At 64.5% G+C, this 13,714-nt stretch carries 12 protein-coding genes and 1 pseudogene; 2 read left to right on the forward strand and 11 right to left on the reverse strand.

What is annotated here, in order from left to right; all coding sequences use genetic code 11:
- The first annotated feature begins 154 nt into the window (after positions 1-154).
- Together U5O12_RS15370 and speD are read left to right on the forward strand one after the other, a co-directional pair.
- Complete coding sequence (locus U5O12_RS15370) at positions 155-1,276, forward strand: NADH:flavin oxidoreductase/NADH oxidase (protein WP_322579484.1); 1,122 nt, start codon at positions 155-157, stop codon at positions 1,274-1,276.
- Positions 1,277-1,289: 13 nt separating this feature from the next.
- Entirely contained in the window at positions 1,290-1,673 is a 384-nt protein-coding gene (speD, locus tag U5O12_RS15375) for an adenosylmethionine decarboxylase (protein ID WP_322579485.1), read from the forward strand.
- A 66-nt stretch (positions 1,674-1,739) separates the two neighbouring features.
- On the opposite strand, the gene U5O12_RS15380 is transcribed toward speD, so the two are convergent.
- From U5O12_RS15380 to U5O12_RS15430, 11 genes and pseudogenes are all read right to left on the reverse strand, one after another.
- A complete protein-coding gene (locus U5O12_RS15380; RefSeq protein WP_322579486.1) occupies positions 1,740-2,369 on the reverse strand; it encodes a PEP-CTERM sorting domain-containing protein in 630 nt (209 codons plus the stop codon).
- Between the two features lie 56 nt (positions 2,370-2,425).
- The gene (locus tag U5O12_RS15385) at positions 2,426-4,807 is read right to left on the reverse strand and encodes a PBP1A family penicillin-binding protein (RefSeq protein ID WP_322579487.1); all 2,382 of its coding nucleotides are present in this window, start codon (positions 4,805-4,807) and stop codon (positions 2,426-2,428) included.
- Positions 4,808-4,895: 88 nt separating this feature from the next.
- Positions 4,896-6,524, reverse strand: a complete 1,629-nt coding sequence (locus U5O12_RS15390) for an NAD(P)-binding protein (protein ID WP_416221506.1) — start codon at positions 6,522-6,524, stop codon at positions 4,896-4,898.
- Positions 6,521-7,072 (reverse strand): DUF4166 domain-containing protein, encoded by a 552-nt coding sequence (locus tag U5O12_RS15395; RefSeq protein WP_322579488.1) that lies wholly within the window; start codon positions 7,070-7,072, stop codon positions 6,521-6,523. Before U5O12_RS15395 ends, U5O12_RS15390 begins: the two co-directional genes overlap by 4 nt.
- Entirely contained in the window at positions 7,069-7,542 is a 474-nt protein-coding gene (locus U5O12_RS15400; RefSeq protein WP_322579489.1) for a thiol-disulfide oxidoreductase DCC family protein, read from the reverse strand. Before U5O12_RS15400 ends, U5O12_RS15395 begins: the two co-directional genes overlap by 4 nt.
- Positions 7,539-9,102: pseudogene (locus U5O12_RS15405) on the reverse strand (polyamine aminopropyltransferase). Before U5O12_RS15405 ends, U5O12_RS15400 begins: the two are co-directional and overlap by 4 nt.
- Positions 9,103-9,222: 120 nt before the next feature.
- Entirely contained in the window at positions 9,223-9,441 is a 219-nt protein-coding gene (locus U5O12_RS15410; RefSeq protein ID WP_322579490.1) for a DUF350 domain-containing protein, read from the reverse strand.
- Positions 9,442-9,480: 39 nt separating this feature from the next.
- Positions 9,481-9,675: a LysM peptidoglycan-binding domain-containing protein gene (locus tag U5O12_RS15415; protein ID WP_322579491.1), complete on the reverse strand. Its 195-nt coding sequence runs from the start codon at positions 9,673-9,675 to the stop codon at positions 9,481-9,483.
- 1,110 nt (positions 9,676-10,785) lie between these two features.
- A complete protein-coding gene (locus U5O12_RS15420; protein WP_322579492.1) occupies positions 10,786-10,986 on the reverse strand; it encodes a hypothetical protein in 201 nt (66 codons plus the stop codon).
- A 39-nt stretch (positions 10,987-11,025) separates the two neighbouring features.
- Complete coding sequence (locus U5O12_RS15425) at positions 11,026-12,555, reverse strand: DUF4178 domain-containing protein (RefSeq protein WP_322579493.1); 1,530 nt, start codon at positions 12,553-12,555, stop codon at positions 11,026-11,028.
- Positions 12,556-12,655: 100 nt separating this feature from the next.
- Positions 12,656-13,696, reverse strand: a complete 1,041-nt coding sequence (locus U5O12_RS15430; RefSeq protein WP_322579494.1) for an SPFH domain-containing protein — start codon at positions 13,694-13,696, stop codon at positions 12,656-12,658.
- Positions 13,697-13,714: the final 18 nt, after the last annotated feature.

A 13,714-nucleotide genomic window follows, 5' to 3' on the forward strand; every position in this document is an offset into this window, starting at 1 on the left:
TGGTATGGGGGGTGGGGGCCATTGAGGGCAACTCCGGGGTAAGGTTGGAAAACGGTGGAAAGGGTGGGACTCCCCTGATTTTACCGGGCCGCGCCAACAGGACCTTTCATACCGGCGGTGCCCGGCGCCCATTCCATGGGCTATGCTTTTGTGCATGAGTCAACTCTTTACCCCTCTCACGCTGCCATCGCCCCGCGGTGGTCTCACCCTGCCCAACCGTATCGTTGTTGCGCCCATGTGCCAGTACCAGGCTATCAACGGGGAAGCCACCGACTGGCACCTGATGCACTGGGCCAATCTGCTCAACAGCGGCGCGGGGCTGTTCACCATTGAAGCCACCGGCGTGCTACCCGAGGGCCGCATCACCCCGGCCTGCCTGGGCTTGTGGGATGACCGCACCGAAGCCGCCCTGGCGGACAAGCTGAGCCGCGCACGCAAGCTGGCCCCCAAGGTGCCGGTATGCATCCAGCTGGCGCACGCGGGGCGCAAGGCCTCCAGCCACATTCCGTGGGAAGGCGGTCAACTGATGGCCAAAGAAGCGGGTGGCTGGGAAACCTTTGGCCCGTCGGCACTGCCGCAGCTACCCAGCGAAGCGCCGCCCACCGCGCTGGACGCGCAGGGCCTGGAGCGTATCAAGCAGGGTTTTGTGGAAGCGGCAAAGCGGGCCGACCGCCTGGGCATTGAGGCCATCGAAATCCATAGCGCCCACGGCTATTTGCTGCACGAGTTTTTGTCGCCGATTGCCAACCAGCGCGACGATGCCTATGGCGGTAATTTCGAGAACCGCATCCGTTTCCCGCTGGAAGTATTTGCCGCGGTGCGCGCGGTGTTTGATGGTGTGCTGGGCCTGCGCCTCTCCGCCAGCGATTGGGTGGACGGTGCCTGGGATGTGGAGCAGAGTGCCGAATTTGCCAAGCGCCTCAAGGCCCTGGGATGCGACTTCATCCACGTCTCTAGCGGCGGTGTGTCGCCCCAGCAAAAGATTGCGCTGGGCCCCAACTACCAAGTGGCTTTTGCGCAGCGCATCCGCGAGGTGAGCGGGCTGCTGACGATTGCCGTGGGCCTGATCACCGACCCGCACCAGGCCGAGGCTATTTTGCAAAACGGCGAGGCCGATCTGGTCGGACTGGCGCGCGCCTTTTTGTACCAGCCGCGCTGGGGCTGGCAGGCCGCTGCGGCGCTAGGTGGAGAGGTGCAGGCCAATCCGGTGTACTGGCGCAGTCTGCCGCGCGAAGCCCAGGCCATCTTTGGCAAAGTGGCGGTTGGCGGACGCTAGGCCTGCAGCCACCATGCAGGGACTCCATCTGACCGCTGATTTGCACGGCTGCCGCTGTGCCATGGAGTGGCTCACCGAGGCCGACCCGCTGGCCGAGTATTGCGTGCGCGCGGTGCACGCGGCCGGGTTGCAGGCCGTGGCCCGCGTGGTGCACAGCTTCCCCGCCACCGAGCAAGGTCCGGGCGGCGTGACGGCTACGGTGCTGCTGGCCGAATCCCATCTGTGTGTACACACCTGGCCCGAGCAGCGGGCCGTGACGCTGGATGTGTATGTGTGCAATTTGGGTGGCGACCACTCCGCCAAGGCACACGCCTTGCTGGCCGCACTGTTGGAGCTGTTTGACGCCACACAGGTGCAGCAGCACCAGCTGCTGCGCGGCACGCCACCACAGGGCTGAGCGGCGCCATGGCCAAAAACAAAAGGGAGCCAAAGGCTCCCTTTTTGTTGAACGGCAAAAGACCGATCAGGCGCGGCGCTGCATGCGGCGGCGACCGATCATCCCCACCAGACCCAAACCGGCCAACAACATGGCGTAGGTTTCGGGTTCGGGTACCGCAGCTACCGTGGATTGCAGAAACTCAACGCGCAGGCCCGTGGGATTGCCGGAGGACTGGCGGTCATTGGTGACCACAAACTCCAGGGTGTTCAGGCCGCTGTTGAAACCGGAGCTGGCTGCAAAGCTGGCGAAACTGGCAAAACTGTTGGCGCTGCCAATGGTGGTGCCATTGAGTTTGACGATGGCAGAGTTGTCTGCTGCAAAACGGGCGCTGAAGCTGGCGGTGTTGGCGTTGTAACCGCTCAGGTCAAACGACAGGGTCCAGGAGTAGGTGCCATTGACCAGAGGGTCCAGGGACGCGCCTTGGTTGGCAGTCGGTGTGATCCATTTGGAGGTGGCGCTGTTGGCAATCCAAGGGCCAACCGGCCAGAAATTGTCATAACTCACGTAGCCATAGCTGTCGTTATTGAGTTTGTAGTGGGTGTCTTGTGCGCCACTGGCAAAGCTGCCGGTGTTGACCAGGCCACTGATGGCAGCAGCATGGGCAGAGAAGAACGAACTGGCTGCCAGAACGGCGGCAATCGCGAATTTTTTCATGGGGGTCCCTTGTTTACACGCCAGAGGCGGGCCGAGCCGCGATTTTAGGCAGCCCTCTACCACTGGCTGTGGTCCGAATGGACTAATGCCCGCCACGACTCGTGACAAAAGTCACATATTGCCCCCAAGGCGGGCGATCCGGGCGCGGGAACTGGCGCCACCGGCTCGGGCGCCCAGCTTGGGTGCACTGCCAAGGCCGGGCTGATGGCCTCGCCATCGACGCCCAGGCTGGGGATGAATCCGCCCCAGCCCCATTCGGTATAACGCCATTCGGTGCCTGCACGCACCACGCCTTCGGGCTGCGTTACCTCTTGCACCGGTACCCCTTTGAGGGCAGTGGCCATGAAGTCAATCCAGGCAGGCAGGGCCAGCGCCGACCCCGACGCGCGGTTGCCCAAACTGCGGGGTGCGTCATAACCCACCCACACCACGGCCACCAAGCCGGGCTGGTAGCCGGCAAACCAGGCGTCCACCACATCATTGGTGGTGCCCGTCTTTCCATACAGGTCGGGGCGCTTGAGCGTGGCCTGCGCGCGCGCAGCGGTACCACTGCGCGTGACCTCTTGCAGCAGGGTAGACACCATGAAGGCGTTGCGCGCAGGAATGGCGCGCTGGGTCTCGTCCAGTACCGCCGGCGGTGGTGCCTCAAAAACCACCTCGCCATTGGCGCGGGCAATTCGCTGGACCACGATGGGGCTCACCCGGTAGCCACCATTGGCCAACACCGCATAAGCCCCGGCGAGCTGCAACGGGTTAGTGGCACCGGTGCCCAGTGCCTGGGTCAGGTTGTCAGGTTGGCGCTCTGCATCAAAGCCAAAGCGGCTGGCCCAGTCTCGTGCGCCTTGGGGCGAAAGCAGTTGCACCAAGCGGATAGACACCAAATTTTTGGAGCGGGCCAAGGCGTTGCGCAGCGTGATGGGCCCGTCGGTACTGCCATCGTCGTTTTCGGGTGACCAGTCGCCCACGTTGTCCAGCGGTGCGTCGTTCACCAGGCTCTCGGGTTGCATGCCGTTCTCGATGGCGCCGGAGTAAATGAAGGGTTTGTAGCTGGAACCCGGCTGGCGCCAGCCCTGGGTCACGTGGTTGAACTGGTTGCGGTGAAAGTCAAAGCCGCCGACCAAGGCGCGCACCTGGCCATTGGCCGGGTCCAGCGCCACCAGCGCGCCCTCGGTTTCGGGCCACTGCACCAAGCTCCAGGCCTTGCCTTGCTGCACCACCCGCACCACCGCACCCCGGCGCACGCGCAGCTTGGCAGCGGCTGACTCCACCAGTCCGCTCTGCGCCGGGCGCAGGCCGGTGCCTTCGATGGTGTGCACGTCGCCGGAGCCCAGCACCACGGTCACTGCCTTGGGGCTGGCGCGGGTCACGATGGCCAGGCGCAGGTCCTCATCGTCGTCGTAATCGGCCAGGGTCTGGGCCACCGCAGGGTCTTCGTCCTTCAGGTCTGAAGGCAAGGCCTCCATGCCCTCGGGGCCCCGCCAGACCTGGCGCAGCGAATGCTCCACCAGGGTGCGGCGCAAAGCCTTGTAAGCAGCCTGCTGCTCGGTGGCACGCAAGGTGGTGGTGACGTTGAGACCCGTGGTGTAGCTCAACTCACCGTACTGGGCGTAAACCTGCTGGCGCACCATCTCGGCCACGTACTCGGCGTGTACATCTACCTCGTTGCGCTTGCGCACCACCAGCTTTTCGAGCAAGGCCGCAGCGTACTGGCCGCCGTCAATCACGCCCTGTGTGCGCATGCGCCCCAAGGCCACCAGCTGGCGGGCGCGGGCACGGTCCAGGTTCTGGATGGGGTTGGCAAAGTAGGGGTTTTGCGGCAGCCCCGCCAACATGGCGCACTCCGCCGCAGTAAGGGCAGAAAGCGTTTTGCCAAAGTACGTCTGCGCTGCCGCCTCAAACCCGTATGCCCGCGCGCCCAGGTAGATTTGGTTCATGTAGAGCTCCAGGATTTGGTCCTTGCTGAGCTGGGCTTCGATGCGGTAGGCCAGCATGGCTTCCTTGAGCTTGCGCTCCAGGGTGCGCGAGCGGCTCAAAAAGAAAGTGCGGGCGACCTGCTGCGTGATGGTGGATGCGCCTTGCATGCGTCCGCCGGTCAGGTTGGCCACAAGGGCCCGCGCCACGCCAACCGGGTCCACCCCGCCGTGGCTGTAGAAGCGCGAATCCTCCACCGCCAACAAACTGTCTTTCATGAGCTGCGGAATCTGGTCAATGCGTTGGTACACCCGCCGCTCACTGCCAAAGCCGCCAATCTCGACGCCGTCGGCAGTGAACACCCGCAAAGGCTGCTTGGGCTGGTAGTTGGACAGCGAGGAAATATCGGGCAGCTGCGTGTAAAAAAACGCCGTTGCCAACAACAGGCCCAGCACGGCCAGTGCGCTCAGGGCCAAGCCAATCTTGAGCGCTTGCTTGGGCCAGGGGCCCCAGTGTGTGGATTGCATATGCATGGGTAGGGTGAGGGCGCATTATGGGCAGGCTGGGCGCAAAGGCGGTGGGCGCTGCCCTGTGACAAGTGTGTCCAGCTGTTGCTCAGGCACCGGCCCAGTGCCCCAAGGTGAACGCCTCTTCGAAGATGGAGTAGCCCGCCCAGTCGCTGTGGGCAAAGCGCAGGCGGCCATGAGCGAGGCTGAGTTGCTCTTTTTTTGATAGCTGCTCGCGCATATTCTGCAAGGGCCAGAGGCCAATTTGGCCACTATTTGAGGGTACAGGAATCGCCATGGCGTGGCCGTAGCGGGTCAGCTCCAGGCGTGTAGCCTTGGCCGGCAGGTCGGGGTGGGCGGCGGCCAGTTCGGCCAGCAGCGTGTCGCGCCAGTGCGTCCACGGCTGCGCCAGCAGTTGCCGGCGCCCAGCGGCCGGGCCACCCGGCACATCGCCCAGCGCGCGGTAGTGGGTGAGCACCGTGGCACCGGGCACCGGTTGCAGGCTTTGGTGCATGGCGTCCACATAGCCCAGGCCTTGGGTGCCGCCCGTTTCCCCGTAGATCACGTTGTCCCAGCTAGGGGCGGCACCGGGTCGGTCGCGCAGCGGCTCGCGGAGTTGGAGATTGGCCACCAGCCAGGGCGCGTAGACCACGCGCTCGGCGGCTTGGCGCAGAAACTCGGGCGCGCCTTCCACCACGCGCGCCGCAATAAAAATCGGCAGCGCCACGATGGCCTGCTGCGCCTGCCAGCGCTCTACCTGCTGCGTGGCAGTGTTGAAGGCGTCCACCTCCACACCGTAGCGGCCCTGCGCCACGCGCAGCACCACGCAGCCGGTGCGCAGGCGATCACCCAGCGGCGCGGCCAAACGGCGCGTGAGCCAGGCATTGCCCTCGGGCCAGGTGAGCAGGCCTTCACGCTCCACCGACTCGGTGCCCGGCGCATGGAAGCCATGGCGGCTGGCGAAGTAGTGAACGCCGGCCCAGGCCGACACGGTGGCAATACCCGCGCCGTAGTCGTCGCGGCAGCAATAGTCCAGGTACCAGCGCAGGTGGGGGTCGGTCAGGCCATGTTGCTCCAGATACGCTATGAAAGTCATAGCTGCCAGCGCACGTTGTACCTGGGCTAGAGGCCTGTTTCGTATTGGAATGGTCCACTTCGCCGATTGGCGCGCCTGCTCCACCAGCGCGGCAAAGCGGCGGTACTGCGCCAGCGTGGACTCACCCACGCCCTGCACCGGCAGCAGGCCGTCTTGCCAGGTGCCGTTAAAAAACAACCGCTCTTGGGGGCTATGGCAGAGGTGGCGCTCGTCGTACTGCCAGCGCCCGGCCACACGCTGGCGCAGGCCCAGTTCTTCCAGCAGGTCTTGCACCTCGGGTGCATCGTCGCTGGGCAGCGGCAGGTAGTGCGCGCCGAGCGGGCAGGCCATGCCGCCCACCGTGCCACCGCGTGCGTTCCCGCCCGCACTGTCTTCCAGCTCCAGCAGCGCAAAGTCGTCCTGCCCGCGCAGGCGCAAGGCCTGCGCAGCCGCCAGCCCAGCCACGCCGCCGCCCGCAATCACGGTGTGGGTGCGGCGGGTTACGGCAGGCGTGAGCCAGGCCGTGCTGTCACGCAGCTGGTGGCCGCGCTCCACTTGGATGCCGGTGAAGCCGCCGGTGATGTGGGCCGCAGACTCGCTGGCGGCACTGCATGCCCACAGTGGCAAGGGGGCCGCTGCGGCAAGAAAGCTGCGGCGCTTCACGGCTCGTTCGGCGCCAGCCAGCCGCGGTAATGCACGATGCGCCCGGTGAAGGGGTGCGTGATCTCCACATCGAAGTGAAACCGCCCTTCCAACTCAAACTCCCGGCTGTCACCCGTAGGCAAGCACCAAGGGGGCAAGGGCAATCGCCAAAGTGCACCACGGCGCACCGCCCAGTGCAGCGCACCGTTCACCACCGTCAGGGCAATCTGCACGCGCAGTGGGCCAAACTGTTCGACCAGCATGCCGGGTTGTGCACCCCGCTCTTGCAGGAGACGGCTGGCAAACTTCTGCCTACCGAAGATGCGCTGCCAACGCTCCCCCTGCTGCTGCGCCTCCATGTGCACTTGTACCGGCACCGCGTCCCCCGCTGCAGGGAACCCCATGCACCCGCACACCAGCCGGGCCAGCCAGCCCGAGCCACGCTGCACAGAGGCTTGACCCGCCAAACGCAAGCGTGCACCGGGCTGGTGGCAGCGCTGCAGGGCCGGAGACAGCTGCCCAAAGGCACTGCCCAGTACCCGCTCAAACAAGCTGGTCGTCGGGCTCACAGACCGTCTCCCGCCACAAAGCGGTCAGCGTCTTCGGGTGCCGGAAAGTAGCAAACCTCACGCCGGCCAAACCAGCGCAAACGGTTGCGAGCCACCACGCTGTACAGCACGTCCAACCACGGCAGGGGCAGCACACGCAACACCCCGACCAGGCGCCACGGCCAGCCCAGACCGCTGACCATGCGCAGGGTGCCATCGGACTTGATGTACACGCGCCCCGACGCGATCAGCAGATTGCTCTGGTAGTCGCTGCCGCCCAGGCCATAGTGGGCATACAAGGCCTGGCCCAGCGGGGACTGCGCTGCAAGCAAACGGTAGACCTTGTTGCGGTCGTGCTTGAGCACAAAGTTGGCCCACGCGGAACACAGCACACAGTGCCCGTCAAAAACGATGAGGGGTTTGTCATCGGCAAAACGCGGGACCGTCGGGTCATCGCGGTAGCTGTAGGGAACAGGGGATACACGGGTCATTTGGCCACCCTTCCCCATTCCTCTTCATACGTCGTCACCAGCACTTGGTTCGACAAGCGGTTCACCTCGGTGGGGACACGCCCCATGTCTTGCGGAAAGTCGAACAGCAGCGGCAGGCTGGGTACGTTGAGAAAACGCAGGCCCGCAGGCAGTGCGGTGGGCATGCGCCAAGGGCGGCGGCTGGCCAGTACGAAGCCCCATTCGCCAAAACTGGGCACATGGGCGTGGTAGGGCGTGGCGCTCAGGCCCACCGACTCGATGGTGGTGACCACGGTCCAGAAACTCTTGCGCGCAATCAGCGGCGAGGTGGTTTGCACCACCGCGTAGCCGCTGGCGGCCAGGTGTTTGTCCAGCAGGGCATAAAACGCGTTGGTGAACAGCTTGCCGACCGAGAAGTTGGTGGGGTCGGGAAAGTCCACCACTATGACGTCAAACACTTCGTCTGTACCTTGCAGCCAGGTGAAGGCATCGGTGTTGATGACCCGGACCTTGGGCGAGCGCAACGCTTCGCCGTTGAGCGCGGCCAGTTCGGGCGTCTGGGTGAACAGCGTGGTCATGGCCGGGTCCAGCTCCACCAGCGTGACCTGCTCCACACCGGGGTACTTGAGGACTTCGCGTACCGCCATTCCATCACCACCGCCCAGCACGGCCACCTTTTTGGGGGATGCGCCCGTGGCCGAGAAACGCCGCCATGGCCGGGTGCACCAGGGCTTCGTGGTAGCGGTATTCGTCGCGTTGGGCAAACTGCAAATTGCCGTTCAGGAACAGGCGGTAGCCCATGTGGCCCTCACCCGGTGCGTGGGTCACCACGATGCGCTGGTAGGGCGAGGTGTACGCGATGATGGCCTTGTCCTGGTAGAGCTTGTCCTCGGCCCAAGTGGTGATATGGTCGGCCGCGACCATGCCTGCGCCCAACAGGGCCAACACCACTGCACAGGCCCAGGCGTGCGCCGCAAACCGCCGCAGCTCATAACGAAACAGCCACAGCGCCCACAAGGCTACCGCCGCATTCAACAGGCCGAACAGCAGCCCGGTGCGCACCAAGCCCAGCTTGGGTACCAGCAGCAGCGGGAATGCCACCGACACGGCGAGTGCGCCCAGGTAGTCAAAGGTCAGCACCTGCGAGACCAAATCTTTGAGCGCCACGTTGCGCTTGAGGATGCGCATGACCAATGGAATCTCCAGCCCCACCAGAATGCCCACCAGTAGCACCATGGCATACAGCACAAAACGGAATGAGCCCGGAGCCAAGGCGTGCGCTACAAAAAGAATAGCTGGCAGCGCACCACCGGCAAGGGCCACCATCAGTTCTATGCGTAAAAAGTGAGCGGTGAGCTGGCGCTCGAAAAAGCGCGACAGGTACGAGCCAATGCCCATGGCAAACAGGTAGGCCCCGATGACGGTGCTGAATTGCAGCACCGAATCACCCAGCAGGTAAGAGGCCAGCGCACCGGCGGCCAGCTCGTACACCAGCCCGCAGGCCGCCACCACAAACACCGAGGCGAGCAGCGCCACCTCCACCGGGCGCGGCCCGGCAGCCTGGGAAGACTCAGGTTTCACCGCAGGGCCGCCCAACTTGAATAGTCGCGAGTGAGGGCATGTTTTGCCGCCGGGCCGCCCCAAGGCAAAACGCGCCCCCACGGGGGGCCGCGACCCGCGCAGCGGTGGAGCGTGGGGGCATCAATGGATGGCAGCCGCCACGATGATGCAGATGCCCAGAGACATGGCGGCCACCACCAGGGCCAGTGCCTTGTTCTGTTTTTCCACAATCTCCAGCCACAGGTTGTAGGGCGTGATCTTGTCGATGATGAGGAAGCTGATCCAGAAGATCAGCACACCAATCACCGCATACAACACCGAGCCCAACACCACATCCGGCTTCAACCATTCCATGGTCATCTCCTTGAAAATTACGCCGTGCGTTGCAGGCGCGAAACATCAGTTTTTGGGCACCACCAGTTTTTGCCCAACCTGAATGAGGTTGGGGTTGGGAAGGTTGTTGCGTGTCTCGATTTCAGTGTAGCGCTGGCTGTTGCCCAGCTGTGCAGCCGCTATTTTTGACAGGGTGTCGCCCACCTTGACCGCGTAAACGATCTCATTGCGGTCAGCCCCTTTGACCGGGCAAATTGGCACTAGAAGTACGATGAGGTAGATACTGGGGCTGGCGCGCGAAGGAAAGGTTAAAGTGGGTCCGCGTCGCGATTGTTTCGGGGGCGGGGAGGGAGAGGCAAACGAAGGTGGTGCGCGGACACGCAAGGGGTAGTCTGATCCCCCTGCGCCGATGAAAGCTGGTAAATGCGGCGGGAAGCTCGAGTCCCAAAGGGGGGACGGGGGGGCGGGGTCGAAGGGATGGGCAAGGGGAGACGGAGGGGTGAAGATGGGGAGGAAACCCCGGAGGGAGGGGAGCAATAGGGGTTGGGGGGTGAAGCGGGGGGGTGGGCACATGGGTAAGTAGCGGCCAAGGGGAAAAGCAAAGAGCGGGGGCGGAGGGGGGGGGGGGCGCGGGGGGGGGGGGGGGGGGGGGGGGGGGGGGGGGGGGGGGGGGGGGGGGAGGGCCGGGGGAGGACGGGGGAAAGGGGGGAGTGGGTTCGGGGGGCGTGGGGGGGGGCGGGGGGGGCGGGGGGCGGGGGGCGGGTGGCCGCCGGGGGTGTGGGGGGGGGGGGGGGTGGGGGCGGGGGGGGGGGGGGGGGGGTGGGGGGGTGGGGATGGGTTTTGCGCGTGTGTAGGGTGGGGGGGTGGGGGGGGGGGGGGGGGGGGGGGGGGGGGGCGGGGGGGCGCGGGGGGTGGGGTGGGCTGGGTGGGGGGTGTGATGTGGGGTATAAAGAGGTTGCGCTGGTACTGTCGGGGCGGGGGGCCCGGCCGCACCCGGCACGCGAAGGTGGGTAAATGTGTAAAAGGTAATGAGTAGGGCACGCGGCAGGTGCCGCGCGCCGGCCCCCGTGCGGTCCCGGGGTTCAAGGGGTGGGGTGGGTGTTCCGGGCGGGGGGGTGGGGTGGGGTGGGCTGCTTGGGGGTGGGGTGGGTGGCTGTGTTGCGCTGGCGGGATGGGGTCGCGGGTGCTGGCGGTTCTTGGCTCCGCCGGCGCAATGTGCGCAGGGTTTTCCGGCGTGGTGGCTGCTGGTCTTGCTGGTTGTGTGTGGCGGGGTTCTGATAAGAGCGGGAAGGTGCGGTGGATGAATGATTGTTAAGAACGCGTCGCCCCAATCCCATGCGCGGGTGGCGTGATGTATCGCGGGGTAATGGCCTATAGCAGTGTGGCGTGGTTCGTCACGTGGCCTTGCGGTGGCGGGAGGGGCTGGGGCGGCGGGCCGGCGTTCTCACCAGTTAAAGGCGCCACCGCTGCGGGTGCAGAAGTGCCCGCAGGAGCCTCCTGCTCGAACAATGCGTTCTTGATTTTTGCCAACAGACCTTGGCCGTCGTCCTTGGGATTCTCGTTGTCTGACATGTTGCCCCTCTCCTTCTGTAAGTAAACAAAACCTGGCGTCTATTTGTGCCCGCCACCCGACGAAAACCCGCCGTACGAGCCGCCCGAAGAACGGTAGCTGCTGCTGGAGCAGTTTTCAACGTTCGGGTCGCAGTCGTTTGAGCAGCGTGTCATCGCCAAGAAAAACAGCACCACCACAATGAACACCCAAAACTCCTGGCGCAGCAAGGGGTTGGTACCCGACACCAGCGGCCCCACGTCGGCACGCTTGAGCAATTCTTGTTTGTTTTTCAGCTTGAAGGCCATGGCCACCGTCGCACTGTCGATGGTGTTGCCCACCGACCAGGTCAGCTCGTTGGGCGTTTGCTCCAGCGACAGCAGGCTCTTGCCGCTGCTGTAATCGCGGTTCTCCGTCACCTGGTCGCGCCGCACCTGCCAGTAAAACTCGCCCACCACGTAATTGGTGCGCGCGGTGTAGCTTTCTTTGAGCTGGTAGTGCGTGCCCAGGTATTTGGCACTTTGCCGGTTGCTGCTGACTACGGGCGCCCCGGTGGCGGGCTTCACCACGCTCCAGCCCTCAGTGGAGTCGACCAGAAAGATGAAGCCGCGCTTGGCGTTGTACAGCAGGTACTCTTCCCAGCCAAAGTGTTCGTCGGGGTCGCTGGGGTCGGTGCCCATGCGGTGCTGAAAGCCCACCACCTGCCACGACGCGCCTTGCAACGTGCCCGTGGTGCCCAGTGGAATCAGTGGCTGCACCGGCTCGTCCTGGATCGCGTGCTTGAGCTCGCCGCCAATGCCCTGCGACAAATCAATGATGCTGTTGCACGAGCCACAACTCATGCTTTGGCTACCAGCCAGCTTCACGGTCAGCGTGGCGCCGCAGTTGGGGCACGCAAATTGCCGGCCCTTTTCATCCTTCGCCGATGCGTCTTTCAGGCCCGTGAGCTTCAGGTCCTCCAGCAATACGGCCTTGCCCATGCTCACGCTGGGCGGCTGGCTGCTGTAGTCCACACTGAGCACTTCGCCCGCGCCCTTGGCATCCACCGCCTGGCTGCGCAGCTCCACCATCGCAAAGCTGGCGCCCAACTCAGGCAAGCGCGGCAGTTCGCCCTGGGCAGAGATCAGTGCGACCTGCTGGTTGGATGCGACGGTGAACGACTTGCCATTGATGGCGGTGGTGGCCCCCACGCGAAAGCGCTCGGCCGCCGGCATCTCGCGCGGCAGGGCCTGCGCCGTGGTGAAGACATAGGCGCCGTTGTCTTCGCTCAGGTACGCGGTGCTGCCATCGGCCAGCACCGCATGCCACTCAGTCCAAGTGCCTTCGCCGTATTTGTATTGCAGGCGGCCCAGCAGCGTGAAGCCCTGGCCGTTCCAGCTGCCGCTGGCACCCAACTGCAGCAAGCTGTGGTCATCGAACAGCTCGGCCATCTTGCCGATGCGCGAGAGCACCTCGCCATTGCGCACCACCGTGCTTTGGCAGTAGCCGCAAACGGCGTGGGTGCTCTGCGCACTGAGGAAGTTGACCGGCGCACCGCAGCCCGGACACGGGGCGCTGTAGGTGCGTTGAATGGTGGACGTCTCGTTAGCCAAGGAGGTGGGGCGGTAGAGGGTTATGCGGAGGTCAAGGAGGAGCCCGAAGGGCGGGGGACACGTAGCAGAACGCTCGGTCCCCCAGGCTCTTCGCCGAGAACTACACCAGCTTCTTCAACAACTCCGCCTTCTTCGCATCAAACTCTTCCTGCGTCAGGATGCCCTTGCCCTTGAGTTCGCCCAGCTTCTCCAACGTAGCCATCACATCCTCAGGCTTCACCCCGGCGGCCGCTGCCACAGCCGCAGCTGCAGGAGCTGCCTTGCCCTGCAGACCCGCCGCCAAGTTCTGCGCCAGCACCTGGCCCAGCGCCACACCGGCGCCCAAGCCCATGGCGTCCCCCGCAATGCCGCTGCCACCACCCGCACCTTCAGCAAACTTGGGGATGGCCTGCGCCGTCTGGTACTGCATGAACTTGCCCATGTCGTTGCCAACCATGCCCATGCCGATCTTCTGGTCCAGAATCTTCTGCAACTCTTCGGGCAACGAGACGTTTTGGACCGTCATGCCTTCCAGCTTCAGGCCAATCTTCTCGAACTCGGGCGCCAGCTGGCGTGTGAGCGCCTGGGCAAAACTCAGCTGGTTGGCTGCCAAATCCAGAAACGCAATACCGCTGCTAGCCACCGCATTGCTGATGTTCTGCAACACCAGGCCACGCAGCTGGCCGTCAATGTCCGCCGTGGTGTAGTTCTCGCGCGTGCCCGAGATCTCGGTGTGGAAGAGTTTGGGGTCTGCAATGCGGAAGGCGTAGTTGCCAAAGGCGCGCAGGCGCACCGCGCCAAAGTCGGCGTCACGGATGGTGATGGGCTGGGGCGTGCCCCACTTCTGGTCGATCTGCTGGCGCGTGCTGAAGAAGTACACATCGCTCTTGAAGGGGGACTCAAATAACTTGTCCCAGTTCTTCAGGTAGGTCAGCACCGGCAGGGTCTGCGTGGTCAGCGTGTGGGTGCCGGGGCCAAACACATCGGCCACCTTGCCTTCGTTCACAAACACCGCCAGCTGCGACTCGCGCACGACGAGCACGCCACCATTCTGGATTTCCATGCCCGCCATGGGGAAGCGCCAGGCCAGCGTGCCGTCGTCCTCTTCCGTCCATTGAATGACGTCAATAAACTGTTTCTTGATGAAGTCCATCAGTGCCATGGCGCCCTCCTGAATATT

The organism is Rhodoferax sp., assembly GCF_034519335.1.
Lineage (GTDB): Bacteria > Pseudomonadota > Gammaproteobacteria > Burkholderiales > Burkholderiaceae_C > Allorhodoferax.

What these genes read in the sequence shown, in the direction of transcription:
- U5O12_RS15410 (WP_322579490.1), bottom strand. Translation starts at nt 9,441, where the DNA reads ATGACCATGGAATGGTTGAAGCCGGATGTGGTGTTGGGCTCGGTGTTG.
- U5O12_RS15385 (WP_322579487.1), bottom strand. Translation starts at nt 4,807, where the DNA reads ATGCAATCCACACACTGGGGCCCCTGGCCCAAGCAAGCGCTCAAGATT.
- U5O12_RS15400 (WP_322579489.1), bottom strand. Translation starts at nt 7,542, where the DNA reads ATGACCCGTGTATCCCCTGTTCCCTACAGCTACCGCGATGACCCGACG.
- U5O12_RS15420 (WP_322579492.1), bottom strand. Translation starts at nt 10,986, where the DNA reads ATGTCAGACAACGAGAATCCCAAGGACGACGGCCAAGGTCTGTTGGCA.
- speD (WP_322579485.1), top strand. Translation starts at nt 1,290, where the DNA reads ATGCAGGGACTCCATCTGACCGCTGATTTGCACGGCTGCCGCTGTGCC.
- U5O12_RS15430 (WP_322579494.1), bottom strand. Translation starts at nt 13,696, where the DNA reads ATGGCACTGATGGACTTCATCAAGAAACAGTTTATTGACGTCATTCAA.
- U5O12_RS15370 (WP_322579484.1), top strand. Translation starts at nt 155, where the DNA reads ATGAGTCAACTCTTTACCCCTCTCACGCTGCCATCGCCCCGCGGTGGT.
- U5O12_RS15380 (WP_322579486.1), bottom strand. Translation starts at nt 2,369, where the DNA reads ATGAAAAAATTCGCGATTGCCGCCGTTCTGGCAGCCAGTTCGTTCTTC.